Source organism: Zeaxanthinibacter sp. PT1, from assembly GCF_028464225.1.
In the GTDB taxonomy this organism is placed as follows: Bacteria; Bacteroidota; Bacteroidia; order Flavobacteriales; family Flavobacteriaceae; genus Zeaxanthinibacter.
Genome location: NZ_JAQPCN010000003.1, coordinates 275669 through 302286, shown reverse-complemented (window position 1 = coordinate 302286; position 26618 = coordinate 275669). Strand labels below are relative to the sequence as shown.

Below are 26618 nucleotides of genomic sequence, written 5' to 3'. Positions count from 1 at the left end.
CAATAAAATGAAAAGGACGCCACTCAGGCGTCCTTGTTTATTTTCTCTATAACGCGGAGCGCATAGTTGTAAATACGCTCAAACTGCTCTTCCCTCCCCATGTCGCCATTATCAAATTCAATGGCATCCTCCGCTTTCCTGAGGGGAGAGAACTCCCGGTTAGAATCTATATGGTCTCGCTCCCTGACATTCTGAAGTACTTCGTCAAAATTTACATCGTCGCCTTTATCAATCAGCTCTTTATACCTTCGGTTTGCCCGTACTTCGGGAGAGGCGGTCATAAAAACCTTGAGTTCCGCATCGGGAAAAACAACGGTACCGATATCCCGGCCATCCATCACAATCCCTTTGTCTTTTCCCATCTGCTTCTGCAGATCCACCAGTTTAAAACGCACTTCCTGCACGGCAGCAACCTGGCTGACATACCTGGAAACTTCCAGTTTTCGAATTTCGTTTTCCACGTTCTCGCCATTGAGGTAGATCTCAGCAAACCCCATTTCCGGGTTAAACTTGAATTTCAAGCGGATTTTCGGCAGCAATTTGACCAGCGCACTCATATTATTCTGTTCGCCCCCGACAAACCCATTCCGCAAAGCAAAAAGGGTAACAGCCCTGTACATGGCCCCGGTATCTACATAGACATATCCCAATGCCTTAGCCAACTGCTTGGCAAGGGTACTTTTACCTGTTGAAGAAAAGCCATCAATGGCAACGGTAATTTTTTTCATCGGCTAAAAATATATAGAAAAGATGGAAGGCCCGGTAAGCATAACTATTTTTCTGAACTCGAACCCATTTTTAAAGACAAAGCCCGCTGCTGAACAGCGGGCCTGATCTTTCTTAGTCTGCTTAAGACTAAAATTTTTTGGCGTTCTTCACCTTCTGGTCGGTGATCGCCAGGTCTATTACCTCGCTCATGTCCGAAACATAATGGAAGGTGAGCCCTTTAAGATATTCTTCCTTGATCTCCAGCACGTCTTTCCGGTTCTCTTCACATAATATGATCTCCCGGATCCGGGCTCTTTTGGCCGCTAAGATCTTCTCCTTGATCCCCCCTACCGGCAGCACCTTACCCCTGAGGGTAATTTCACCGGTCATGGCAATGCTCTTTTTCACTTTTTTCTGGGTGAAGAGCGAAACCAGGGAGGTGAGCATAGTAACCCCGGCACTGGGACCATCTTTAGGTGTCGCACCTTCGGGTACATGGATGTGAACATTGTACTTGTCAAATACGTCTGAATCAATGCCAAAACTGTCCGCATTAGATTTGATGTATTCCATGGCAATGGTCGCAGACTCTTTCATCACTTTACCCAGGTTCCCGGTTACATTAAGGGTTCCCTTTCCTTTAGAAAGTATAGCTTCAATAAACAGTATATCACCTCCTACACTGGTCCAGGCCAAACCTGTAACTACCCCGGCAACTTCGTTGCTCTCGTACTTATCGCGCTCAAGCCTTGCCGGCCCTAATACACTTTCTATATCCTCGTTGGTGACCTTAATATTGTAATCCTCCTCCATAGCGATATTCTTCGCGGCATGGCGCACCATTTTGGCGACCTGTTTTTCCAGGGCACGCACCCCTGATTCGCGGGTATACCCCTCTACGATCTTTTCTAACTGTCGTTTCCCGATCTTCAGATCCTTATCGGTAAGACCGTGTTCCTTTAATTGTTTTGGCAACAAGTGTCTCTTCGCAATTTCTACCTTTTCTTCTATGGTATAACCCGTTACATTAATAATCTCCATCCGGTCTCTCAGGGCTGGCTGAATGGTAGAGAGGTTATTGGCCGTGGCAATAAACATCACCTTAGACAAATCATAACCCATCTCCAGGAAATTATCATAAAAATCACTGTTCTGTTCGGGATCCAGTACCTCCAGCATAGCCGAAGAGGGATCTCCCTGGTTACTGCTGGCAAGTTTATCAATCTCGTCCAGGATAAAAACCGGGTTAGAGGTACCGGCCTTCTTCAAGCTCTGTATGATCCTTCCGGGCATGGCACCAATATAGGTCTTTCGGTGCCCCCTGATCTCAGCCTCGTCCCTCAGCCCACCAAGCGACATCCGTACGTATTCCCTGCCCAGGGCTTCAGCTACAGATTTACCCAAGGAGGTCTTCCCTACCCCGGGAGGACCGTAAAGGCATAAGATGGGCGACTTCATATCGTTACGCAGTTTCAGCACAGCGAGGTATTCAATGATCCTGCGCTTAACATCTTCCAAACCGTAATGATCCCGATCCAGGATCTTCTGTGCCCTTTTCAGGTCAAACTTGTCTTTAGAGAACTTGTTCCAGGGAAGATCGAGAAACAGGTCCAGGTAATTTCGCTGGATGGAATACTCCGCAACTTGTGGATTCATCCGTTGCATCTTCCCTAATTCCCGGTCAAAGTGCTCCCCTACTTTCTCCGGCCATTTTTTCTTGGCCGCTCGTTCTTTCATCTCCTGGATTTCCTCGTCATAAGAAACGCCTCCTAGTTCTTCCTGTATGGTCTTCATCTGCTGGTGCAGGAAATATTCCCGTTGCTGCTGATCCATATCACTGCGTACTTTCGACTGTATGTCATTCCGCAACTCCAGTTTCTGCAACTCCACGTTCATGTGCTTCAGGGTAGCCAGGGCACGCTCCTGCAGATCATTGATCTCTAATAACTCCTGTTTCTCCTTGACATCGAGGTTCAGGTTAGAGGATACAAAATTGATCAGGAAAGAATTACTCTGAATATTCTTGATGGCAAAAGAGGCTTCACTCGGAATATTGGGATTATCCCTGATAATCCTGATAGCCAACTCTTTTATAGAATCAATAATTGCGAGGAACTCCTGGTTGCCTGGTTCCGGGCGGATCTCGGTAGCTTCCCTGATAGTGGCCGTCATATAAGGCTTCTCTGTAAGAACCTCTGCGATCTCGAATCGCTTTTTCCCCTGTATGATCACCGTGGTATTTCCATCCGGCATCTGCAGTACCCTTAAGATTCGGGCCACCGTACCCAGTGTATTAATATCCCTCACACCGGGGTCTTCCGTCTCCTCATCCTTCTGGGAAACAACACCTATGGTCTTACTGCCATTGTTGGCATGCTTGATCAAATTAATAGACTTATCCCTGCCTGCCGTAATTGGGATTACCACACCGGGAAATAACACGGTGTTCCGCAAAGGAAGAATGGGTAAAGTAGAAGGCAGGACTTCATTATTCATCTCTTCTTCATCCTCTGGTGTAAGCAGGGGAATTAATTCAGAATCTTCATCCAGTCCCTGAAGCGACAAATTGTCTATATTTTTAAAATTAAAATCTCCCATATATCATTTTATCAGCCAAACTGTCATTCTGACGCGGCTTGTTAGCATTTTCTTTTTCATGGCACAGCTGTAATTCGCTGTGTGCAAGGTACATACTCGTACCGGGACAACTGTGCTATATTGAAAAAACAATTGTTATGCCACGAAATGAAAAATAAATCATAAAAACTGTAACAATCGCTAACTTCAGCTATCTATTGAATAAACCATCTACTTTTTGAGCCAACTCGTAATGCATACGGAAACGTTAGTACCATTATGCCTGGAAGGTGACCAGGCGGCACAAATGGAACTGTACAGGCGCTATTATAAAGCGATGTATAACGTAGCATTGCGTATTGTAAAGAAAAGTGAGGACGCTGAAGATATTATGCAGGAATCGTTTTTAAAGGCATTTACCAAGTTACACACTTTTAGAGGTGAAGTGACATTCGGAGCCTGGTTAAAGCGGATCGTGATCAACAGGAGTATTCACTACTACCGGAAAAATCAAAAATCCGGTGAAATCAGACTTGACGAGGTACTGTATAAGGTCGAAGATCATGAAGGTTACGTCCCCGAGCATGAGGAATCAGAACTGAAGGCTCAAAAGGTACTGGCCGCCATGCAAGGGTTAAAAGACAATTACCGGATTTCTTTGACCTTACACCTCATAGAGGGTTATGATTACGAGGAGATCTGCAGCATAATGGATATCAGTTATGCCAATTGCAGGACTACCATTTCCAGAGCCAAGGAAAGCCTGAGAAAAAAATTATTAAAGCTGAACTGATGAACGAAGAAAGAAATTTAGAAGAGCTCTTTAAATCCCTGCAAGGCAAATTTGATACAGAATTGCCCCAAAGAGGACACGAGGAACGCTTTATGGCCAAACTTAAGGCAGAGCAAAAGCCGAAAGGATCAGGGCTATCCCTGTTCAGCCTATGGCAGCCTTATGCTGCGGCAGCGGCTCTGCTCCTGTTCCTTACCCTGGGTTACCTGTCATTTTACCCCCAAGCTAACGTGCAAGACCAGGTGGCCCGGATTTCACCGGAGATCTCGCAGACTAACCTTTATTTCACCGGCCTTATAGAGGAACAGGTAAAGATCTTACGAGCAGAGGATTCTCCGCTGACCAACAAAGTTCTTGAAGACGCCCTTAACCAATTAAAAATCCTGGAAGATGATTACACGAGGATGGAAAATGACTTATTGAACGGGGGAAACAGCAAACTGATCCTCAGTGCAATGATCACAAATTTCCAGACACGGATAGAGTTGCTTAAAGAAGTACAAGAACAAATTGAAATGATCAAAAACTTTAATACGGACGAATATGAAAACATTAGTATTTAACCTGGTAATCCTTATGAGTATGTTGTCTGCGGGCAGCTTACTGGCCAATGACCATGAGCTCAAAGGCAAGTATACCAAGGAAAAGACCATAAAAAAAGATTTTAATGTATCTGCCAGCGGTTTATTAAAAGTGGATAACAGCTACGGTAACCTCGTGCTTACCTCCTGGAACGAAGACAGGATTGAGATCGAGGTCCACATTAAAACCAATGGTGATAACGAAGAGAAAGTGAAGGAGAAGCTGGATGAGATCTCTGTCGAATTTGAACAATCCGGTGACATGGTCAGTGCCAAGACTCATTTCAACAAAGGAAAATCGGGATGGAATTGGAATTGGGGTGGCAATAAGAACGTCAGCATGCAGGTAAATTACACCATAAAATTACCGGTCAAGCACAACGTCAACCTCAGCAATGACTACGGGGGTATCACCCTGGACCGTATAGACGGGCACGCAAAGATCAGCTGTGATTACGGCAGGCTAGATATCGGTGAGCTCAGGGGAAGAAAGAACCAGTTGTCTTTTGATTACACTTCCAAGTCGACTATCGGATACATCAACAGCGGGAGCATTTCCGCAGATTACTCCGGTTTCAGCATCGAGAAAGCTGGTGACCTCTCCATTAATGCAGATTATACCAATGCGTCGATAGGGAATATGGAAAACCTTGAATACAGCTGTGACTACGGGCATATGGACGTGAAAGAAATGAAGAATGTAAAGGGCAGTGGTGATTACATAGAGATCGAGTTGGGTACCGTACACGGCAATGTAGATATCAGCGCAGATTACGGGGGCATAACCATAGATAAAATGGCTGCTGATGCCGGTAACCTCTCCATCGATTCCGACTATACCGGCGTTAAAATCGGATATGACAGCCAGTACAGTTTTAATTTCGAAATATCGGCAGAATATGCAGATGTAAAAGGCCTGGATGATCTTGAGACCGATATACGGAAGACGGATTCTGCCTCTAAATATTACAAGGGCTATTACGGCCGGGAAACCAACGGAAAAAAGGTTTATATTAATAGTAGTTACGGAGGAATCCGCTTATACAAGAATTAAACAGTCTTAATCAACTATAATAATGAAGAGAATACTAGTGATGGCCATATTGCTCTGTACGAGCTACGGCATGCAGGCCCAGTGGGGTAAGAAGATAAAGGGTAATGGCAATGTGGTTACCCTAGAGCGAGAAACAGCGGATTACGAGGAGATTTCTATTTCCGGATGGTTCAATATAGAGCTGGTGAACGGACGTGAGGGTGAAATTACACTGCGCGGTGAAGAAAATCTGCTGAAATACGTGGAAACCGAAGTAGACGGTGGAGAGCTTAAAATAAAAGAGCGAAAAGGGGTTAACCTGAAGCCCACTAAATGGAAGGATGGCATTGTGATCACTATCCCTGTAGAAAGCATCGAAGCCATCAGTCTGTCCGGTTCAGGGAATGTCAGTAGCAGAACTGTTTTGCAGTCGGAACGATTAGAAACATCGGTATCGGGCTCCGGAGATATTGAACTGGAAATAGAATCCGATAAAGTGAAATCTAATGTGTCCGGATCGGGGACCATAAGCATGAAAGGAAAGACAAAGGACCTGGAGATCCGGATGTCCGGATCAGGAGACCTAGATGCGTTTGATCTCGAGGCTGACGATGTTGAAGTGCAGGTATCGGGTTCTGCCGACGTGCAGGTCACAGCCAATAAGTCTTTAAAAGCCAATGTGAGTGGATCCGGCGATATTCGTTACAAAGGGAACCCAAAGAAAGTTGACAGTAAAAAGTCAGGTTCCGGTGAAATTACCAAAGCGTGATAACAATTAAGGCATAGCATCTATAAAGCCTCCTGTTCAGGGGGCTTTTTTATGTACACGCAGCAGTAAAATTAAGCCCGAAATAAAGAACAGGGCGAGGAAGACCGATGCATTTCGCATGCTCCCGGTAAGTTGAGCCACCAAGCCGTAGAGAAGTGTACCTATCACGATCCCGATCTTCTCGGCCACGTCATAAAAACTAAAAAATGAAGCGGTATCCTTGGTCTCGGGGAGAAATTTAGAATAGGTAGAGCGAGAGAGCGCCTGGATACCCCCCATGACCAGGCCAACAAAACCTGCAGCAAGGTAGAACTGGAAGGGGCTGACTACAAAATAAGCATAGATACAAATCACCACCCAGAGCCCATTGATCACCACAAGGGTCCTGATATTTCCAAAAATCCGGGATGCCCAAGCCGTAACACTGGCCCCGATTATAGCTACCAGTTGTATGACCAATATACTTACGATCAGCCCTGAAGTACGTTCAGAATCCGTTCCCCATTGCACTTCTTCTTCTCCGAAGTAAGCAGCGATCAGCATTACCGTCTGTACGGCCATACTGTATATAAAAAATGCCAGGAGATATCTTTTCAGTTCACCTAATCCCTGCAACTGGGCCCAGACTGCTTTAAGCTCCCTGAATCCATTGAGTAAAACATCCCGGCGAGGGCCTGTTCGCTTATTGCCTTTGGGCAGGTAATAGAAGGAATACTGGCTGAATAACATCCACCAGATTCCCACCGAGATAAAACTGTATCGCATCGCCACTAGTTCAGGGGCTTCAGTACCGCTCCCGCTGATGCCGAATACGGATGGATTCATGACCATAGCGAGATTAAATAAAAGGAGGATAACACTACCGATATACCCCAGAGAAAAGCCTTTAGCGCTTACCCGGTCTTGTTGCTCAGGGTAAGCTATATCCGGGAGGTAAGAATTGTTGATAGCGAAGCTGACCCAGAATCCCGTAAGTCCGAGGAAATAGCAGAGCAGGCCCAGGTATATATTATCCAGGGCAAACCAATAAAGACCAATACAGGATACACCCCCCAGGTAGCAGAAGAATTTCATAAACCCTCTCTTATTACCCAAGTAATCCGAGATACCCGCGATAAAAGGAGTGATGATGGCTATAAAGAGAAATGCGGCAGAAGTGACATAGCTGATGAGGGGAGCCCTGGCAATATAACCTCCAAAAATAAACACTTCCTCTATCCCGGCTACCCGGAAAAGGGCCCCGTAAAAAAGCGGGAAGATCGTAGAGGTGATTACCAGGCTGTACACCGAATTGGCCCAATCGTAAAATGCCCATGCATTAAGTAATCTTTTACTTCCTTTCGCAGCCAGAACCTGTGCCATAAAAAAACCGTTTCTTTTTGGAAACGGTTTCAATATACGTTTTTAAACTGATTAGGATTTAAAAGATGTCACCCCAAATTTGCGTGCTTCTTCCTTAGCCAAGGGCGCCCATTTCTCTATATTGTTGATACGGGTATCATTAGAAGGGTGGGTACTCAGGAATTCGGGCGGTGCTGCATTCCCTGACTCTGCTTTCATCCTCCTCCATAAATCAGCGGCTTCCATAGGATCGTAGCCCGCGATAGCCATGATCTGTAGTCCTATACGGTCTGCCTCGGTCTCGTGGCTCCGGCTAAAGGGCAGCATTACCCCTACCGTAGAACCCACCCCGTAGGCCTGGTTGAAAACATTTCTTTTCTCCGGATCGCTGATCGCGATATTTCCGGCAACTGCTCCTAATTGTTGCAAAGTTCCGGCACTCATTCGTTGCGCCCCGTGATCCGCAAGTGCATGGGCAACTTCATGCCCCATGATAGCTGCAACTCCGGCTTCGTTCTTGGCAATAGGCATGATCCCGCTATAGAAGACAATTTTCCCGCCGGGCATTGCCCATGCGTTGACGGCCTCGTCATTGACCAGGTTATATTCCCAACGGTAATCTTTAAGATAACCCGGGTAACCATTCGCGGTCAGCCAGCGTTCTGCAGCTGCAGAGATTTTTTGCCCAACATTAGTCACCATACGGGCATCTTCCGTTCCCTCTACCACCTTATTTTCTTTTAAAAACTCGTTGTATTGGGCAAACGCCATGGGGAAAATCTGGCTGTTAGGATAGAAATTCAATGTTTTTTTGCCGGTAAAAGGATTGGTCTTACAGGCTACAACGGTTAACATCACCGCTAATATCAATAGTGTTTTTTTCATCGTTTTATAATTTTTCCTTACTTCAATGCAGGTCGATGTATTTTTCTTACAAAAATCAAGAATCGTACCGAATCCCGCAGGTAATGAAAGTAAGCATAAATCAGGCCCCGATGATGTGCAATTCCGTAAAATTTTTGCTTATTTCAATGGTACTTTCACCGTTCATACGTACACTATCCAGGGAAACTTTGACGTTGTCTACTTCAATTGCCTTTATCTTAAATGGCATGCCGTGTAACCTGATCTTGAAAGTATCATAGGTGGTATCATAAGTACCGTCCTTAAATTGCTGGATGATCAGTTCTTTCTCTTTACCATTGAGTTTAAAATTCCTGAGACTGTAGCCGCCTTTCTTATAATCGTAGCCATCCTGGGCATCCTCGTAGACTGTAGAATCTTCAATGCCGAGTTTGTAATAGACGTTCAGGGTGAGCTGTTTCAATGTTTTCTCGCCCACATACTGCTGCACGGGGTAAAAAGGAATAATAGCTCCTTCTTTAATGAATAGTGGCACCTTGTCAATATCGGCTACCACCCATTTCTCCAGTCCGCCTTCTACGACCTCCCCGGTCCAGTAATTATGCCAGTGACCCTTGGGCAGGTACATACGCCTGCCTTTAGCGTTGGGTTCCTGTACAGGACAGACCAGGATCTGGTCCCCGAAAATAAACTCGTCTGTACGGAAATGGGTCTGGGGATCCTCCTGGTCGTAATATACCAGGGATTTGATCATAGGCACATTATCCTTGGAGTACTTCCAAAACATGGTGTAGAGATATGGCAATAACTGGTATCTCAGCTCGATGAACTTGCGGACGATCTTTGTAACCTCCGGGTCAAAAGACCAAGGTTCCTGGTCCCCGTGATCCCCACTGGAGTGCACCCTGCAGAAGGGGTGAAAGACTCCCAGTTGTATCCACCTCGCGAATAGTTCCCCATTGGGTTGCTCAGCAAAGCCCCCGATATCCGATCCAACAAAGGAATACCCACTGAGGCACATTCGCTGTACCTGTACATTGGCGATCCACAGATGCTCCCAGGTGGCTACGTTATCTCCGGTCCAGGTACAAGCGTAACGCTGTGCACCGGCATATGCAGCCCTTGTGATCACGAAGGGTCTCTTGGGGTAGACAAATTTCTTAACCCCGTCATAGGTCGCCCTAACCATCTGTGTCCCGTAAATATTATGAGCTTTCCGGTGACTGCAGGGATGACCATCGTAGTTATGACGGGTGTCCAAAGGTGCAGTCTTGGTCGGGACTTCCATAACCGCAGGTTCATTCATATCATTCCACACCGAGTGTACTCCGGTCTCGGCGATAAGTTCTTTATACAGGTTGGCCCACCATTTCCTCACTTCAGGATTGGTGAAATCGGGAAAGCTGCAGACGCCGGGCCATACCTTACCCCGCATCAATGGACCATCTCCCCTTTTGCAGAAATAGTCGTTTTCCATAGCCTCCTGGTACACCCAGTAATCACGGTCTACCTTGATACCCGGGTCTATCATAACAACGGTCTTAAAACCATCTTTTTCCAGGTCCTGTATCATTCCTTTGGGATCCGGAAATTTATCCTTGTCCCAGGTAAAACAGCGAAAACCGTCCATATAATCAATATCCAGGTAAATGGCATCACAGGGGATCTTAAGTTTCCTGAACTGCTTGCCCAAAGCCCTGACCTGGCTGTCAGGGTAATAGCTCCACTTGGATTGGTGATACCCCAGGGCCCATAAAGGAGGTAGTTCCGGGGTCCCGGTGAGATCGGTATAGGCTTGCACCACCCTCGACATTTCAGGGCCGTAAAAGAAATAATAATTCATTTCTCCTCCATCGGCCCAGAAACTGGTTACATTTCGGCGCTCATGAGAGAAATCAAAATGAGTTCTGAAGGTGTTATCAAAAAAGATCCCGTAAGCGATCTGATTGTGCAGCCCGATATAAAATGGAATGGCCTTGTAAAGGGGGTCCTGGTCCTTTCCATAAGCGTACTGGTCCGTTACCCAGTTATTCACTCGTTTCCCTTTAAGGTTAGAATGGGTGGCCTTGTCACCCATGCCATAAAAACTTTCTGACGCCTGGGTGATCTTACTCATCTTCACGGAATTACCCCCATGGGTGTAATTCTCTTCCCAATGGAATCCCAGTTCATCCTCATTGATGATATTTCCATCCCTATCAGAAATCTGGGTACGCATGGTCTTTTTGTCAATGAGCACGCGGATGCGCCCCGTTTCTACCCAGTATTCGGTTTCTGTCTCCCGGAAGTCCAGGTGGTTGTACCCCTTGATGGCGTTTTCGCTGATCGCATAAGAGAAGTCTGGCTGAAAAAGATGTTCTGTGGCATAACGAAACCGCACCGCACTGTTGCGGATCACGGTAAGTTCAAGTATTACCCCGTTAGCCGTGGTAAAATAGAATTTATCAGACTCCTGCTTAACATTAACTATCTCATTGGGATATAAATTCCCTTTGTATTCTAATTCTGTATTGGTAATCATGATTAATTCCTTTGTTGGTGTCGCAAAAGAAAGCTTAAATCCTTAAAAAAAGTAAGGAAGTTGTCATGTTTTTTTAACTATAACGTTAGCGTAGAGCGTTTTCTCTTACTGAAATATCAATACCGAAAGTGGCGGTAAATTAACTTCTACCGAGTTAGGTTGACCGTGCCAACTGGTCTTAGTCACCTTAATTGCCTTGTTGTGCATTCCGCTTCCGCCGTATTTTTTATCATCAGAATTAAATATCTCGGCCACAGCCTTTTTACCGGATGGCATCCCAATCCTGTAGTTTTCCCTTGGGACGGGGGTAAAATTGCATGCGACGTATACATCGTTCTTTTTATCATGTCCTTTCCGGATATAAGTAAGAACGGAGTTCTCTGCATCACCGTAGTCTATCCACTGGAAGCCTTCCGGGCTGAACTGCTTTTCGTAAAGCGCAGGATAATTCTGGTAAACGTGATTCAATTGTTTCACCAGTTCCTGCATTCCGGAATGGAAATCGTACTTGGTAAGGTGCCAATCCAGGCTGTGCTGGTAATTCCACTCGGACGACTGCCCAAATTCCCCACCCATAAAGATAAGGTTGGTTCCGGGGTGGGTGAACATATACCCGAATAACAATCGGAGGTTGGCAAAACGCTGCCATTCGTCCCCGGGCATTCTGTATAATAGTGACTGCTTGCCATATACCACCTCATCATGAGAGAAGGGCAGCATAAAATTCTCGGTAAATGCGTAAGTGAGGCTAAAGGTTATATCGTTCTGGTGGTGCTTCCTGTATACGGGTTCTTTCTTGAAGAACTCGAGCGTATCATGCATCCATCCCATCATCCATTTCATCCCAAATCCTAAGCCACCCAGGTGCACCGGTTTGGTCACCCCTGAAAATGCCGTGGATTCTTCAGCGATGGTTTGTACCCCGTTGAAATTTCCATAAACATACTCGTTCAGCTCCTTGAAGAATGAAATCGCCTCCAGGTTCTCATTGTTCCCGTAGATGTTCGGTTCCCATTCTCCTTCCTCCCGTGAATAATCCAGGTACAACATGGAAGCCACGGCATCTACCCGGAGACCATCCACATGGAACTGATCCAGCCAGAAACAGGCATTGGAGATTAAGAAGGCACGGACTTCGTTCCTGCCGTAATTAAATATGAGACTTTTCCAGTCCGGGTGGTATCCACGTCTTCGATCCGGGTGTTCATAGAGATGCGAGCCATCAAACATACCCAGCCCGTGGGCATCTTCCGGGAAATGTGAAGGCACCCAATCCAGGATGACGCCAATATCGTTCTGGTGCATGGTATCTACCAGTTTCTTAAACTCTTCAGGGTTTCCGAAACGCGATGTAGGTGCAAAGTAGCCCGTAAGCTGGTATCCCCATGAGGGATCGTACGGAAATTCCATCACCGGCATAAACTCTACGTGTGTAAAGCCCATCTTTTTTACATAACTCACCAATTCATCAGCAAAAGCCTCGTAGCTCAGGAACTTATTATCATCAGTGCGTTTCCAGGACCCCAGGTGTACTTCGTAGACAGAATAAGGCCTGTCTAGACCGTTTTTCTCTTCCCTGTAGCCCATCCAGGCTTTATCCTTCCATTTATAATCGCCTTCCCAGACCACGGAAGCAGTTTTGGGAGGTTGCTCAGAATAGCGGGCAAAGGGATCGGCTTTCTCCGTCGTCATGTCCTGGTTGTGCGATCGGATCTTGTATTTATACAGGTTCCCCTTGGCCACGCCGGGTATAAAACCTTCCCATATACCGCTCTCGTCCCAGCGAACATAAAGTTTATGATCTCCTTCTAACCAGTAGTTAAAATCCCCAATTACGGAAACCGACTTGGCCGTGGGGGCCCATACCGCGAAATAGGTTCCCTTTTCACCATTGAGTTCCATGGGGTGTGACCCTAATTTGTCGTATAGGCGATAATGCTTTCCTGATTTAAAAAGGTTAATATCATAATCGGTGAATAAACTGTGTGGAATAACTTTTCCCATATGTTAATTGTTAGTCTCGTTAATAATACTCATGATCCCTTCTAATGGGATCACGGCCCACTGCGGCCTGGAATTCATCTCATAACCCAATTCGTACACGGCCTTTTCTAGCATGCAATAGCGCAGTATAAAAATCCGTTCCTGGGTATAGCCAATATTGAGGTTGTGTTCCTGTATCAGGCTGACATAGCGTCCCATAAATACACCGATGAAATACCGGTATAAGATTTCTCCGGCTTTAAATAATTCATCTTCCGAATAAGGGAAATCTTTTCCCGAATTAAAAATGGTCGCGTAAATGGCGTAGTGGAAAGAGCGGAAGATTCCGGCAACATCTTTCAGGGGAGGTTGCTTCACCTTCCTGTCGCGAATCGTGCTTTCGGGTTCGCCTTCAAAATCGAGCAGGTAAAAATCATCCCCCTGAACAAGTACCTGCCCCAGGTGGTAATCCCCGTGGATCCTGATCCGTTCACCCTTTAATTTGGTCCAGTCGAACTTCACAAATCGTTGTCGTATATCGTTTTTCTGCTCCAGGAATTTCTCAGCCAGCATCAGGGAGCGTCCCTTAAGCCTGTGCATATTGTTTTCTACGATATTGAGGCGGTTCTGGAACTGGTACAATAGCCGGTTCTTAAGCCATACCTCGTAGTCCCCGTTAAAATGAGCCGGGGTAAAGGCAGTATCGCCAAATTCTGAGCCGAGTGCAATGTGCATTTCTGCTGTACGGGTAGCTAAGGTCTGTAGTTTAAGAAAGAGGTTGAGGCCTACCCAATCAATAATTTGAGGGGGCACATCATTGATTTCAAGCGACTTGAACATCTGCGTCCCGGGCAGTTTATCTATACTGATCCTTTTGGCAGATAAGTTTCCAAATACAACCTTCAGCTCTTTGAGCATGTATTCCCATGCATCGCCCTGGTTTTCTACCAATTCCTGCATGAGTGCAATGGTGACCATGACCCCTTCAATATCCACGATATTGATACTTCCACAATAAGGAGGAGTATTCTTGTACCCCTTGATTTCAGACAGGAAGCAACTCATTTCGTAATCAGGATTCGTATCCGAATAGATTCGGCGGAAGAATTTGATCACATACTTGTCATTAATGATAATAGAGGTGTTACTCTGTTCCATCCCCATGAAACGGGACGAACGATACTCGGTATCTTTGAGGTGAACACTATTGTGGTATCGCACCCGGGTCTTGTCATTTGGTACCGCAGTCACAATTCGCTCAAACACCAGCTTTCGGAAAGCTTCCAGGTTAAGAGCATCGATGATATAACCATCCTGGCCGTTGATAGATACTGGAAGTATGCGGTCCTTTTCTGCAAAGCTTTCATCAGATACAAAGGCGATAGGGAGAAAATAATGCTGGTAGAAAGCCTCTTCAAAATTCACTTCAAGCAACAGGCCATAATACACTTCTTCGTGCTGTTGAATCCTGAAATACTCTGAGAGTTCAATATATTTCAGCTTACTGGACTTACCCCCGTACCAACGCTGTTTTGTTACATAATCTTCAAGAACATCACAAAGGAAATATTCAATAAAACTGTCATTTTCCAATAAGTTTTCCCAGGCCGAATCAAAGACGGAAGGCGCTTGTTCTACCGGTTTGTTGTTCTTTTCAGACATAGATTATTTGTTTAGATGGAAAATATGGAAGGGAAGGTTGGGGTTCAGGGCCACAAAATTCCACTCCTGGTTCCAGGTATATGTATTTTCAGTGATAACATCACGGACCTCTACCCTATGTCCTGCAGCTATTCCCAGGCTATCTAAAGGCAACTGAATGATTCCCTGTTGCTCATGGTGTGGATCCAGGCTAATTACCACCAGGGTTTCATCATGATGATCATCGCTCCACTTATGGAAAGCCAGCAATTGATCGTTTTCCACAAAACAGAACCTGATATTATTGGTCTGCTGCAGCGACCTGTATTGCTTACGGGCTTCGTTGATCCTTGTAATCAGGTAGGTTAGTTTATTCTCATGGTTCCAATCCCAATGCCGGATCTCGTATTTCTCGCAATTAAGATATTCCTCCTTCCCGGGGATGGCTTCAGTTTCCATGAATTCGAAGACGGGACCATAAATACCGAGATTACCACACAGTGTTGCCGCCAGCGCATACCGGATCAGGTGCATGGCCTCGTTAGCACCCTGCAGGTGGTAAGGGTTGATATCCGGGGTGTTCGGCCAGAAATTAGGACGGTAATATTCGCGCATCTCGGATTGCGTAAGCTCTGTCATATATTCGGTGAGCTCGTGCTTATTTACCCTCCAGGTAAAATAGGTGTAGGATTGTGAAAAACCCTGTTTGGCCAATTGCTGCATAATCCTGGGCCGGGAAAAGGCTTCGGCCAGGAAAAGTACATCCGGGTGAACTTTCTTCACCTCGGCGATCAGCCAATGCCAGAAATAATAGGGCTTGGTATGTGGGTTATCTACCCTGAAGATTCGAATCCCAAAGTTTACCCACTTCAAGGTAACACTCAGTAATTCCTGCCATAATTCCTTGTATGCAGGAGTTTCAAAATAAAAGTTGACAATATCCTGGTATTTTTTCGGAGGATTTTCCGCATACTGAATTGTTCCATCCGGTCTCTTCCTGAACCATTCCGGGCGATCACTCACATAAGGATGATCCGGGGCTGCCTGGAAGGCCAGGTCCATCGCGATCTCAATACCGTGATCCCCTGCCGAACTGATCAATTGCTTAAAATCGTCTTCTGTTCCCAATTCCGGGTGAATGGCTTTATGCCCCCCATGACGGGAACCGATTCCCCATGGCACACCGGAGTCGCCTTCCCTGGCCTTGGTCGCGTTATTCTTTCCTTTCCGGTTTACTTCCCCTATTGGGTGAATGGGTGGAAAATAAAGCACGTCAAAACCCATATTGGCAATGCGTGGGAGCAGGCGTTCACAATCCTTGAAAGTCCCGTGTTTTCCTTCCTCCATGGAGGCCGAACGAGGGAAAAATTCGTACCAGGTACTAAAATTTGCCTTTTTCCGGTCTACGTAAACCTTAAGAACCTTGGATTCGTTGGCGAGAATGCGTTGAGGGTGTTGTAAGAAAAGCTGGTGCAGATCATCAGAGACAGCGATTTGCACTGCCTGATCATAAGCATTATCATCCTGGAATTTTGAAGCCCATTCGGCAATCTGCTGTTTTTGCTTCCCCTTTAGTACGGATTGCAGATACTCCAGGTATTGGACGCCATCCAGTAATTCGCTCTTAACGTGTTGCGCATCTTTCAGTTTCGCTTCAATACCATGTTGCCAGTTGAGCGCGTAATCGACCCAACCCCTGATGTAATACTCATAGAAGCCCTGCTTTTCTACTTTAAAGGTGGCAGAATATCGATCATTTCCTTCCTTTTCCATGCGGTTTTCCCTGTAGGTCTTTTCATCTTCATGCCTGTACCGCACCTCGGCCTGCATCACGTCATGACCATCCGGAAGGATATCGGCACTGACGGTTACTGTTTCGTCTACGACGCGTTTTATAAAAAAGGCACCACATTGCAATTGAGGTTTTATATCCTCTATAACGACACGCTGCTGTCTGTACATAATTCTGGTTTGTTCGGTTAGGTTTTTAAATGTACTATTTTTCTATTGCAATAACATACCGGAGCCTACACTTGATCTTAAATCGGTAAGCTTCTGAAGTTCACGGCAAAGCTTAATAGTCACTCGTGATATGGAATATAATAAAAATGATCGATTATCTGTTGGAGAAGACCCGGTAATCCCAAGGAACCAATAGAAAAGTCTGCTCCCGACGAAAATCGGCCTTATCCCCTGTAAATAGGGAATAATAAGGACCCTCCTCTAAGTGGAGATCCAAGTGGATAGTGTGATGATGGGATGACAGGTTGATCAGAACCACCACCCGGTCCCCTTCTTTTTCCCTGCTAAAGGCATAGATATCCCGGTCCTGCCCTGTTATAATTTTCACCAGTTTCCCTCCATGGCTTCCATTCCACAGTGCCTTGTTCCGATGCTTTAGCTTAAAAAGCGCCTCATAAAAAGCAGCATGCCTGAAATCTCCCCAGTCGATTTCATCTTTTGTGAAGAACCTGAATTGCTTATCTATGGCAGATTCCATCCCGGAATACAACAATGGCATTCCACTAAAAGTAGCCGTTAAAACCGCGAAAGCCTCGTGCCCTTCACCGAACCACTCATAGGCTGTCCCGGACCAGGCATTCTCATCGTGGTTAGAGGTAAAGTACATCTGGTAACCACGGTGATACCTGCTATCGCGTACAGCTAACAATTTATCAATATCACAGGCATGGGTCTCCCGGTTAATACTTTCTGCCTCACTTTGCTGCAGGTTTCCCTGTACGAGCTGCGGACCCTCCCTCCTGGTCGCTCCTTTATACTTTGCGATCCTTCTCAGCAGCTTATGCATATCCCAGCCGTAATCCATCACAAAACAACCACTGTTCAGGAGCTCCGGGACTTCGGCCTCTGCCAGCATAAAAAGGGGTTTAATGGCATAAAGTACGTCTGTACATTCTTCCCAGAAATCGAACGGAACACCGTGGGCCACATCCACCCTGAAACCATCCACCCCCACTTCTTCTACCCAATACCTCATAGCGGCAATCATAGCATTCCGCATCTCCCGACTACTGTAATTCAGAGCTGCTACATCGGTCCATCCCCATGACTCCCCGGAATACGGATTGACAGGATCAATGATATTACCGTGGTCATCCTGGAGATACCAATCCGGGTGGTCTGTTATCCATGGGTGATCCCAACCGGTATGGTTCGGTATCCAGTCTATAATAGTGTGCATGCCAAGCAGGCGAACTTGTTGAAGCAGGTTCCTGAAATCCCGATCCGTCCCAAAAAGAGGGTTAATATGGGTGTAATGAGCTGCGGCATATGGGCTCCCCAGTTCTCCTTTACGTTTTTTCTTACTGACGGGATGCAGCGGCATAAACCAAAGGATATCCACCCCCATCTGTTTCAGCCGGGGAAGGTGAGCGGAAAAAGCCTTGATCGTTCCTTCCGGAGTATAATGGCGGAGGTTCACCTCGTAGAGGGTAGCATTCTTATGCCAGTCAGGCACCCTTGGTTTAGCATAGGTACTCATAGGTCTAAATAGTAATTCTGTCCTTTAACTAGCCAGACCTAAACCATCAAAACTATTAATGCCCTACGTCCTTGAGGTCTATGGTAGCCCGGTCATTCACTTTTAAAGTGAGCAGCCCGGCAAGGATCATGGATAAACCGCCAACGATCAGGGCATAAACGGGTTCTCCATTGAAAAAACCACTGACCATGAATCCCAGGATGGTGGCAGCGACCATTTGAGGGATTACGATAAAGAAGTTGAACACTCCCATATAATACCCCATTTTTTTTGGTGGCAAGGCCCCTGCGAGCATAGCATAAGGTACAGAAAGTATGCTTGCCCAGGCAATCCCGACACCTACCATGGAAAGAATTAACATTTCCGGGGAGGCGATAAAATACACCGAGATCAGTCCAACTCCTCCCAAACACAAGGCCAGAAGGTGGGTCATTTTCCTGCTGGTCTTCCTGGCCATAACCGGCAATAGGAAGGCGACCAGGGCCGCTACCCCGTTATAAATTGCAAACAAGACGGTTACCCAATCTGCAGCGTCGTTATACAGCTGGGAAGTAGTATCGGTGGTACCGTAAACGTGCCCAGTGACCGCTTGTGTAGTATATATCCACATGGAAAAGAGGGCAAACCAAGAAAAGAACTGTACCCACGCCAATTGTTTCATGGTATCGGGCATGTATAGCAAGTCGGTCATTATGATGACAAATCCGGTTCGTCCTTTTCGCCTGCGCACCCAGGAAGATACCAGGAACAGAATTCCCACGGTAAATAGTCCAATGGTTAGAATGTATAATTCTTTGTGCAGGTCTAAGAGATAGGGTATTAAGGTACCAAGAGCCCCGACCAGGGTTAAAATGACACCATATTTTCTCAATTTTCGGATCCTGTCTTCGTTCTCGGCCGGGGTGATCTCGGGCAGGGTAACCGCCTTATTTTCATCAAAGGCCTCCATTTCTTCCGGAGTGTACTCTTTAGAGCGAATGACTGTCCAGAGCACCGCCAGGAAAAATACTATGGCCCCAACATAAAATGACCATTTTACGGAATCAGGAATAATTCCCTCCGGGGCCGTATTGCTGATCCCTAGCCAATTAGTAAAAATATAAGGCATCATGGAGCCCACTACCGCCCCAATGCCTATAAAAAAGCTTTGCATAGCAAAGCCCAGCGTGCGCTGGTCCGAAGGCAGGTTATCGCCGACAAAAGCCCTGAAAGGCTCCATGGATACATTGATAGAGGCATCCATGATCCATAGCATCCCCGCTGCCACCCAAAGCGAAGGAGAATTCGGCATGATGCAAAGGGCGATTGAAGCCAAGACCGCTCCGACCAGGAAATAGGGACGCCTTCTTCCCATTCTTGTCCAGGTCCTGTCCGAAAAATACCCTATGATGGGTTGAACCACCAAACCGGTAACCGGTGCCGCGATCCAGAGAATGGGGATATCATCGACCTGGGCTCCCAGGGTTTCAAAGATCCTTGAAGTGTTAGCGTTCTGTAGTGCAAAGCCAAATTGAATCCCCAGGAAACCAAAACTCATATTCCAGATTTCCCAAAACCCCAGTTTGCGTTTTTTCATTTGATCGTTTTTTAGTCGAGTTTGTTTGCGGCTGTTACTGAAGTTTTACCCCATGACATCAGGTGGATAATCGCTCCTACAGCGCAATAAATATAGGACAATTTAATTTTCACCAACCCGGGAGTTCAAAAGTTGCAGCATCAGAAACCTGCACGGGTACACCATGGGAATGGGAGCTTGCAATTCAAAATCGCGGATCGGAACATTTAGGGATGTAATTAAACGATTCAATTTATGATAGATAGCAGTAAATAATTTGGATACGGTGAGACCTATCAGCAACACCGTCACTATTGCTTAAAATAATTCAGGAACAGCAAAAAATTTCCTGATTTGCATTAGCGTGATAGGGTGAAAAATTCAACCTTAAAAAAATTTTTGGAACGCTTTTTGTAAAGTACTACAAAACATCCCTTAGACCGGGGACCTTTATTCATTTAAAACCAATACTGATATGAAACGATTTACTATAATGATTACTGCCGTGATGAGCCTGATCTTTCTTGCCTGCGAAGGACCTGCAGGGCCTCCGGGACCTCCCGGATTTGATGGTTTTGACGGAGCTGATGGGGCTGACGGAGTGAATATCCTGGGGCAGGTTATTGAAATAGAGGGTAGTTTTACTCCCCAGAATGATTACACGATCTTCTATGAATTTCCGCAGACGGTAGAAGTTTTTGAATCTGATGTCGTCCTTGTGTATATTCTCTGGGAACAGACCGAAGACGGGAACGGCGAGGCTGTGGATATCTGGAGGTTGCTTCCCCAGACCCGGATTCTCAACGAGGGCTTACTGCAATACAATTATGACCACACCTTTTTTGATGTCAGTATGTTCCTGGAATCGGACTTTGACCTGAGTTTACTACCGCCCGGAGATACGCAGAACCAAGTATTTCGTATCGCAATTCTCCCAGCCGATTACGTGCAGAGTAACAACATAGATACTGCTAACCTGGATGCCGTTATGAAGCAACTGCAATTCCCCGAATCCCAGGTAGAAAAACATATAATGAACTAAGCTTACAGCTTAAACTTAAGACCCCCGGCAATTGACCCGGGGGTCTTTTTTTTATGGAATGAAAGGATTATCTTAATGATTCGTCTAAAAACAAAAAATTGCTATGATCAGGAAAATATTAATTATCGGGACCTTTGCTCTTCTTGGATGCAAAGGTAACTCCCAGGACAATTCGAAGAAAGCTGACGAGAAAAAGGAAACAGCCAAGGAATTTACCGTTAGTAAAACTGAGGCCGAGTGGCGAAAAGAGCTCAGCGAGATGGAATTCTTTATCCTCAGGGAAGCAGGCACGGAGAATCCCTTCAGCAGTGAATTGCTGGATATCAAGAAAAAAGGAACCTATGTTTGCGCCGCTTGTAAAACTCCCCTCTTTGAAAGTGAACATAAGTTTGATTCGGGTACGGGCTGGCCAAGTTTTGACCGTGCCATTGAAGGTAACGTAGCCTATGATGTGGACTATAAGATAGGATATAAACGCACAGAAGAGCATTGCGCAGTTTGTGGTGGTCACCTAGGGCACGTATTTGAGGACGGACCAAAAGCTACCACCGGGAAAAGGCACTGTATTAACGGGGCCGCACTTGATTTTATACCCGCAGAGTAGGGTATAGTAAAAGCCGAGTATAAGGAAAGGATTTAACGTCTTTCCTTTTTTTATGCCCAAATGTCATTGAAGGGAGATCAGCTGTAAAGAGCCGATTTTTAGTCTATGGGCTTTCAGTTAGGTTTCGTAACTTTGCCACTTCAAAATAACGATCTCAAACACTTAAATAGATGAGCAAATTTGACATTATTGTACTGGGAAGTGGTCCTGGAGGCTACGTTACGGCGATCAGGGCATCTCAACTTGGTTTTAAAACAGCCATCGTTGAAAAGGAAAGCCTGGGCGGCGTCTGCCTGAACTGGGGATGTATTCCGACCAAGGCCCTTCTTAAATCTGCACAGGTATTTGATTACCTGCAACACGCGGAAGACTATGGTCTGGTCGCGAAGGATGTAGATAAGGACTTTGATGCAGTGGTCCAGAGAAGCCGGAACGTTGCAAATGGAATGAGCAAGGGTGTGCAGTTCCTGATGAAAAAGAACAAAATTGAGGTCATCAACGGTTTCGGAACTTTGAAATCGGGCAAGAAAGTAAGTGTTAAAGGAGAAGACGGTAAAGAAACTGAATACAGTGCAGACCATGTAATCATTGCTACAGGAGCAAGGAGTCGTGAACTGCCTGCCCTGCCTCAGGACGGGAAAAAAGTGATAGGCTACCGAAATGCGATGACCCTGGAAAAACAACCTAAAAAAATGATTGTCGTAGGTAGCGGTGCCATCGGTATCGAGTTTGCCTACTTCTACAATGCCATGGGTACAGAGGTAACTGTTGTAGAATTCCTGCCCAACATTGTACCCCTAGAAGACGAAGAAGTTTCTAAACAATTAGAGCGCACCTTTAAAAAATCCGGAGTCAAGATTATGACCTCCGCAGAGGTGACCAAAGTAGACACCAGCGGCGATGGTGTAAAAGCTACCGTTAAAACTGCTAAGGGCGAAGAAGTGCTGGAAGCGGATATCGTTCTTTCCGCTGTCGGAATAAAATCCAATATTGAAAATATCGGCCTTGAATCGGTTGGGATTGCCACGGACCGTGATAAGATCCTTGTTAACGATTACTACCAGACCAATATTCCGGGTTACTATGCTATCGGGGATGTTACCCCGGGACAGGCATTGGCCCACGTTGCCTCTGCAGAAGGAATACTCTGTGTAGAAAAGATCGCCGGTATGCATGTTGAGCCCCTGGATTACGGTAATATCCCGGGATGTACTTATTGTATGCCCGAAGTAGCTTCTGTAGGTCTTACAGAAAAACAAGCTAAAGAGAAAGGTTACGAGATCAAAGTCGGGAAATTTCCGTTTTCAGCCAGTGGTAAAGCCCAGGCATCAGGGAATTCAGACGGTTTTGTAAAGGTTATCTTCGATGCTAAATACGGAGAATGGCTGGGTTGCCATATGATCGGAGCCGGGGTTACCGATATGATCGCCGAGGCGGTTGTAGCCCGAAAGTTAGAAACTACGGGTCACGAGATCCTGAAAGCGGTTCACCCCCACCCTACCATGAGCGAGGCGGTAATGGAAGCTGTTGCCGATGCTTATGATGAAGTGATCCACCTCTAAGTGAAACTGAATTAAATAATATTCCGCGACCCGTCCTGCTGTGAAAACAATATTGATGGGTCGCGGTCATTTAAATTAGCTATGATACCATTATTCAGAGCCATTGCCATTGCAGAAGGAATCTCATTCCTCCTTTTAATGGGCTTCAGTATGCCGTTGAAATATTGGGCGGGTATTCCTGAGCCCAACATTTACATCGGTTACGCCCATGGGGTGCTTTTTATCGCCTACGTCTTGATGGCTATGTGGGTATGTTACGTATTAAAATGGAGCTTTAAGCGCTTCCTGATCTTGTTTGTCGCCTCCCTGCTGCCATTCGGTACTTTTTATATAGAACAGAAATACTTCCACAAAAGTGGAAATTTAGCCAGGGGTTAATAGCCCTTAGTCTTTCAGGAAGCTTCGGATGGCCAGCTCATAACCCAGCAGCCCAAAACCGAGGATCACCCCTTTTGCTACCGGTGATATGTAAGACACATGCCGGAAGTCTTCTCTCTTGTAGGTGTTAGAAATATGTACCTCTACTACAGGTGTTTCTATAGCTTTAATCGCATCTCCTATGCCGACAGAAGTATGGGTATAGGCCGCCGCATTAAGCACTATCCCATCATAAGAAAATCCCACTTCCTGTATTTTGCTGATGATCTCTCCTTCTATATTAGATTGGTAGTACTCTAGCTGTACTTCCTTAAACTTAAACTGCAATTCGGAAAAATAATTTTCAAAAGAACTACTTCCATAGATCTCCGGTTCTCTCTTGCCCAATAAGTTCAGGTTGGGCCCATTTATGATGATAATTTTCATAGGTTAAAAGTACGGAATCAGGCGGCAATGAAAAAGCGCTACATCAATTTTACCACAGACGACCCCCGGGGCTCCTTCTGTCCAAAATGCTATCTTTAACTCATGAAATGGGAACAGGCCATCACAGATTATCGCAACTATCTCAAAATCGAAAGGGGACTTTCTGTACATTCTATCGAGAATTACCAGATGGATGTGGAGAAATTAAGGGATTTTGTGATGGAGGGCCAGTTAGAAGAGGACCCTTTAAAGGTGACCGCCGGCACTATACAGTATTTTGTCTATGAAATCGCCAAAGAACTCAATGCCAGGTCACAGGCGAGGATAATTTCCGGTCTGAAAAGCTTTTTCAACTACCTGCTCTTCGAAGATTACAGGAAGGATAATCCCATGGACCTGATAGAAAGTCCTAAAACAGGACGGAAACTCCCGGACACACTGTCCTCGGAAGAAGTAGACCAGCTGATCGCAGCTATAGATCTCTCCAAACCCGAAGGGGAACGAAACCGGGCTATCCTGGAAACCCTGTACGGCTGCGGCCTGCGTGTATCTGAACTGGTCACCCTTAAAATATCCGACCTCTATTTTGAGGAAGGGTTTATTAAAGTCACCGGTAAAGGGAATAAACAACGCCTGGTCCCCATCCTGCCCTACACGCAGAAATACATTAATATATACAGGCAGGAGATCAGGAGGCACCAGCTCATCAAAAAAGGATCAGAAGACATCTTATTCTTGAATAGACGTGGAAATCAGCTGACCAGGGCCATGATCTTTACCATCATCCGGAGACTGGCAGAACAATGCGGTTTTAAGAAATCCATCAGTCCGCATACCCTCAGGCATTCCTTTGCCACGGAACTGCTCCGGGGTGGGGCAGATCTCAGGGCTATACAACAAATGCTGGGTCATGCCAGTATTACCACTACAGAAGTATATGTACACCTGGACCGGGACGACCTGGTGAAGGTGATCGAGGATTTTCATCCCAGGAAGCCCGAAAAGAAAGAAGCCTAAGCAGGTATCCAAGTACCACAGCATAAAAATCAATCCCGCTACGACTTTCATAATTCATTTTGTTCCCTGTTAATTTCTGCGATCCGCTCCCCTCCTCTTAGGGTTCATTTAGTATATTTATGGGATGACCAAAAATCTTTAATTCATGAAAAGAAATTTACTGTCCTTATGCGCCCTGGCCTTATGCCTCGGCTTTTCTTCCCACGCACAGAAAAAAGAGAGCGAGGTACTTCAAAGTATTGATGCCAAAGCAGACTCTTATACAGCCATTGCGGATGAGATCTGGTCCCTTGCCGAAATGGGATACCAGGAAGAACAAAGTAGTGCATTATTACAAAAAACCTTAGCATCTGAAGGATTTAAGATTGAAAAGGGAGTCGCCGGTATCCCCACCGCTTTTATCGCGGAGTACGGTAGCGGCAGCCCGGTGATCGCGATCCTGGGAGAATACGATGCCCTCCCGGGGCTGTCCCAGGAGGCTGTACCCTTTAAAAAATCTGCAGGAGCCGCTGCAGGGCATGCCTGTGGCCATCACCTCTTTGGTACCGCTTCAGCCGCTGCTGCGATCGCGACCAAAAACTGGCTTTCCGCCAATGGGAAAACAGGCACGGTTCGTTTTTACGGGACCCCTGCCGAAGAGGGTGGATCCGGGAAAGTTTATATGGTAAGGAGCGGACTCTTTGACGATGTGGATGCCGCCCTGCACTGGCATCCAGGAGATAATAATGACGCCAGTATGGTAGCTGCCTTGGCCAATAAATCGGCTAAATTCCGTTTCCATGGCGTATCGGCCCATGCCGCCGGAGCACCTGAGAAAGGAAGGTCTGCCCTGGACGGGGTAGAAGCGATGAACATGATGGTAAACATGATGCGCGAGCACGTACCGGAAACATCCCGAATTCACTATGTGATCACCAGTGGCGGAAAGGCACCGAACGTGGTTCCTGATTTTGCCGAAGTCTATTATTATGCCAGGCACGACAGCCGTGATGTGGTCATCGATATTTTTGACAGGATAGTAAAAGCAGCCGAAGGTGCTGCCCTGGGAACAGGGACAACAATGGAGTACGAAATGATCGGGGGAACGCACGAATTGCTGGCCAATATCACCCTGCAGAAAAAAATGCACGAGAACCTGAAGAAAATTGGCGGAGTTACCTATACACCGGAAGAAAAGGTATTTGCCGACTCTATAGCGGTAAGCCTGGGTTATAAACAGGCTGACCTGCAAATGGCATCGGGTTTACAGCCGTTTAAAGAAGTTTCCAGACCTTCGGGTTCTACCGATGTCGGTGATGTAAGCTTTGCGGTCCCAACGGTTGGCCTCAGTACAGCCACATGGGTACCGGGAACCCCGGCTCACAGCTGGCAAGCTGTCGCCACAGGGGGCACCTCAATCGGGCATAAAGGAATGATGGTTGCCGCCAAAACCCTGGCGCTAACCGCCATAGACATTTTTAAAGATGCGGAATTACTGGAGAAGGCAACGGCCGAATTTGAACGAAGAAGAGGACCGGATTTTAAATATATACCGCTCCTGGGTGACCGCGAACCCGCCCTTAACTACCGGAATAACCCCGGCGAATAAATCGTATAAGCCACGTTAAACAAAAGCTTCCCAGGTATACTTGGGAAGCTTCTTTTATTTTAAACGCTTTTTTGTATTTACTTTGTAACAATTCCCCCATTGCTTCTACTAATTGTTGAACAATGCCAACCAC

The 26618-nt window shown here is 46.1% G+C and carries 21 protein-coding genes; 10 read left to right on the top strand and 11 right to left on the bottom strand.

From position 1 onward, the window contains the following. Positions 1–23: 23 nt before the first annotated feature. Both cmk and lon read right to left on the bottom strand, forming a co-directional pair. Positions 24–728, bottom strand: a complete 705-nt coding sequence (gene cmk, locus PP178_RS10770; protein ID WP_272594347.1) for a (d)CMP kinase — start codon at positions 726–728, stop codon at positions 24–26. A gap of 127 nt (positions 729–855) precedes the next feature. Continuing rightward, positions 856–3306, bottom strand: a complete 2451-nt coding sequence (gene lon, locus PP178_RS10765; RefSeq protein WP_272594346.1) for an endopeptidase La — start codon at positions 3304–3306, stop codon at positions 856–858. A gap of 217 nt (positions 3307–3523) precedes the next feature. Here lon and PP178_RS10760 point away from each other — a divergent pair, with 217 nt between their 5' ends. From PP178_RS10760 to PP178_RS10745, 4 genes are read left to right on the top strand one after another with little or no spacing between them, the layout of a single operon-like run. Further along, a complete protein-coding gene (locus PP178_RS10760) occupies positions 3524–4078 on the top strand; it encodes an RNA polymerase sigma factor (protein ID WP_272594345.1) in 555 nt (184 codons plus the stop codon). Then, positions 4078–4641, top strand: a complete 564-nt coding sequence (locus PP178_RS10755) for a hypothetical protein (protein ID WP_272594344.1) — start codon at positions 4078–4080, stop codon at positions 4639–4641. Before PP178_RS10760 ends, PP178_RS10755 begins: the two co-directional genes overlap by 1 nt. Further along, positions 4622–5713: a hypothetical protein gene (locus PP178_RS10750; protein ID WP_272594343.1), complete on the top strand. Its 1092-nt coding sequence runs from the start codon at positions 4622–4624 to the stop codon at positions 5711–5713. Before PP178_RS10755 ends, PP178_RS10750 begins: the two co-directional genes overlap by 20 nt. Positions 5714–5735: 22 nt before the next feature. After that, positions 5736–6461, top strand: a complete 726-nt coding sequence (locus tag PP178_RS10745) for a head GIN domain-containing protein (protein ID WP_272594342.1) — start codon at positions 5736–5738, stop codon at positions 6459–6461. Between the two features lie 36 nt (positions 6462–6497). Here PP178_RS10745 and PP178_RS10740 read toward each other — a convergent pair whose 3' ends face one another. From PP178_RS10740 to PP178_RS10705, 8 genes are all read right to left on the bottom strand, one after another. After that, positions 6498–7823: an MFS transporter gene (locus PP178_RS10740; protein ID WP_272594341.1), complete on the bottom strand. Its 1326-nt coding sequence runs from the start codon at positions 7821–7823 to the stop codon at positions 6498–6500. A gap of 51 nt (positions 7824–7874) precedes the next feature. Further along, positions 7875–8687 (bottom strand): M48 family metallopeptidase, encoded by an 813-nt coding sequence (locus PP178_RS10735; RefSeq protein ID WP_272594340.1) that lies wholly within the window; start codon positions 8685–8687, stop codon positions 7875–7877. A gap of 100 nt (positions 8688–8787) precedes the next feature. Then, entirely contained in the window at positions 8788–11187 is a 2400-nt protein-coding gene (locus tag PP178_RS10730; protein WP_272594339.1) for a glycoside hydrolase family 31 protein, read from the bottom strand. A 105-nt stretch (positions 11188–11292) separates the two neighbouring features. After that, positions 11293–13191 carry a 1,4-alpha-glucan branching protein GlgB gene (glgB, locus tag PP178_RS10725; protein ID WP_272594338.1) on the bottom strand — a complete coding sequence of 633 codons (1899 nt, stop codon included), beginning with the start codon at positions 13189–13191 and terminating at the stop codon, positions 11293–11295. 3 nt (positions 13192–13194) lie between these two features. Further along, entirely contained in the window at positions 13195–14832 is a 1638-nt protein-coding gene (locus PP178_RS10720; protein ID WP_272594337.1) for a maltokinase N-terminal cap-like domain-containing protein, read from the bottom strand. Between the two features lie 3 nt (positions 14833–14835). Continuing rightward, positions 14836–16773: an alpha-1,4-glucan--maltose-1-phosphate maltosyltransferase gene (locus PP178_RS10715; RefSeq protein ID WP_272594336.1), complete on the bottom strand. Its 1938-nt coding sequence runs from the start codon at positions 16771–16773 to the stop codon at positions 14836–14838. A gap of 154 nt (positions 16774–16927) precedes the next feature. Then, positions 16928–18313: an alpha-amylase family glycosyl hydrolase gene (locus PP178_RS10710; protein ID WP_272594335.1), complete on the bottom strand. Its 1386-nt coding sequence runs from the start codon at positions 18311–18313 to the stop codon at positions 16928–16930. Between the two features lie 55 nt (positions 18314–18368). After that, positions 18369–19889: an MFS transporter gene (locus PP178_RS10705; protein ID WP_272594334.1), complete on the bottom strand. Its 1521-nt coding sequence runs from the start codon at positions 19887–19889 to the stop codon at positions 18369–18371. Positions 19890–20343: 454 nt separating this feature from the next. Here PP178_RS10705 and PP178_RS10700 point away from each other — a divergent pair, with 454 nt between their 5' ends. The 4 genes from PP178_RS10700 (at position 20344) to PP178_RS10685 (ending at position 23454) form a co-directional block, all read left to right on the top strand. Further along, positions 20344–20910, top strand: a complete 567-nt coding sequence (locus tag PP178_RS10700) for a collagen-like protein (RefSeq protein WP_272594333.1) — start codon at positions 20344–20346, stop codon at positions 20908–20910. A gap of 103 nt (positions 20911–21013) precedes the next feature. Next, positions 21014–21514, top strand: coding sequence for a peptide-methionine (R)-S-oxide reductase MsrB (gene msrB / locus PP178_RS10695; RefSeq protein ID WP_272594332.1), 501 nt, complete (start codon positions 21014–21016; stop codon positions 21512–21514). Positions 21515–21684: 170 nt separating this feature from the next. Further along, positions 21685–23076 carry a dihydrolipoyl dehydrogenase gene (gene lpdA, locus PP178_RS10690; protein WP_272594331.1) on the top strand — a complete coding sequence of 464 codons (1392 nt, stop codon included), beginning with the start codon at positions 21685–21687 and terminating at the stop codon, positions 23074–23076. Positions 23077–23157: 81 nt separating this feature from the next. Next, positions 23158–23454, top strand: coding sequence for a DUF3817 domain-containing protein (locus PP178_RS10685; RefSeq protein WP_272594330.1), 297 nt, complete (start codon positions 23158–23160; stop codon positions 23452–23454). A 6-nt stretch (positions 23455–23460) separates the two neighbouring features. On the opposite strand, the gene aroQ is transcribed toward PP178_RS10685, so the two are convergent. Then, entirely contained in the window at positions 23461–23880 is a 420-nt protein-coding gene (aroQ, locus tag PP178_RS10680; protein WP_272594329.1) for a type II 3-dehydroquinate dehydratase, read from the bottom strand. Between the two features lie 102 nt (positions 23881–23982). On the opposite strand from aroQ, the gene xerA reads away from it, so the two are divergent. Then, complete coding sequence (gene xerA, locus PP178_RS10675) at positions 23983–24897, top strand: site-specific tyrosine recombinase/integron integrase (protein ID WP_272594328.1); 915 nt, start codon at positions 23983–23985, stop codon at positions 24895–24897. Between the two features lie 145 nt (positions 24898–25042). Beyond that, positions 25043–26485, top strand: coding sequence for an amidohydrolase (locus PP178_RS10670; protein ID WP_272594327.1), 1443 nt, complete (start codon positions 25043–25045; stop codon positions 26483–26485). Positions 26486–26618 lie beyond the last annotated feature (133 nt).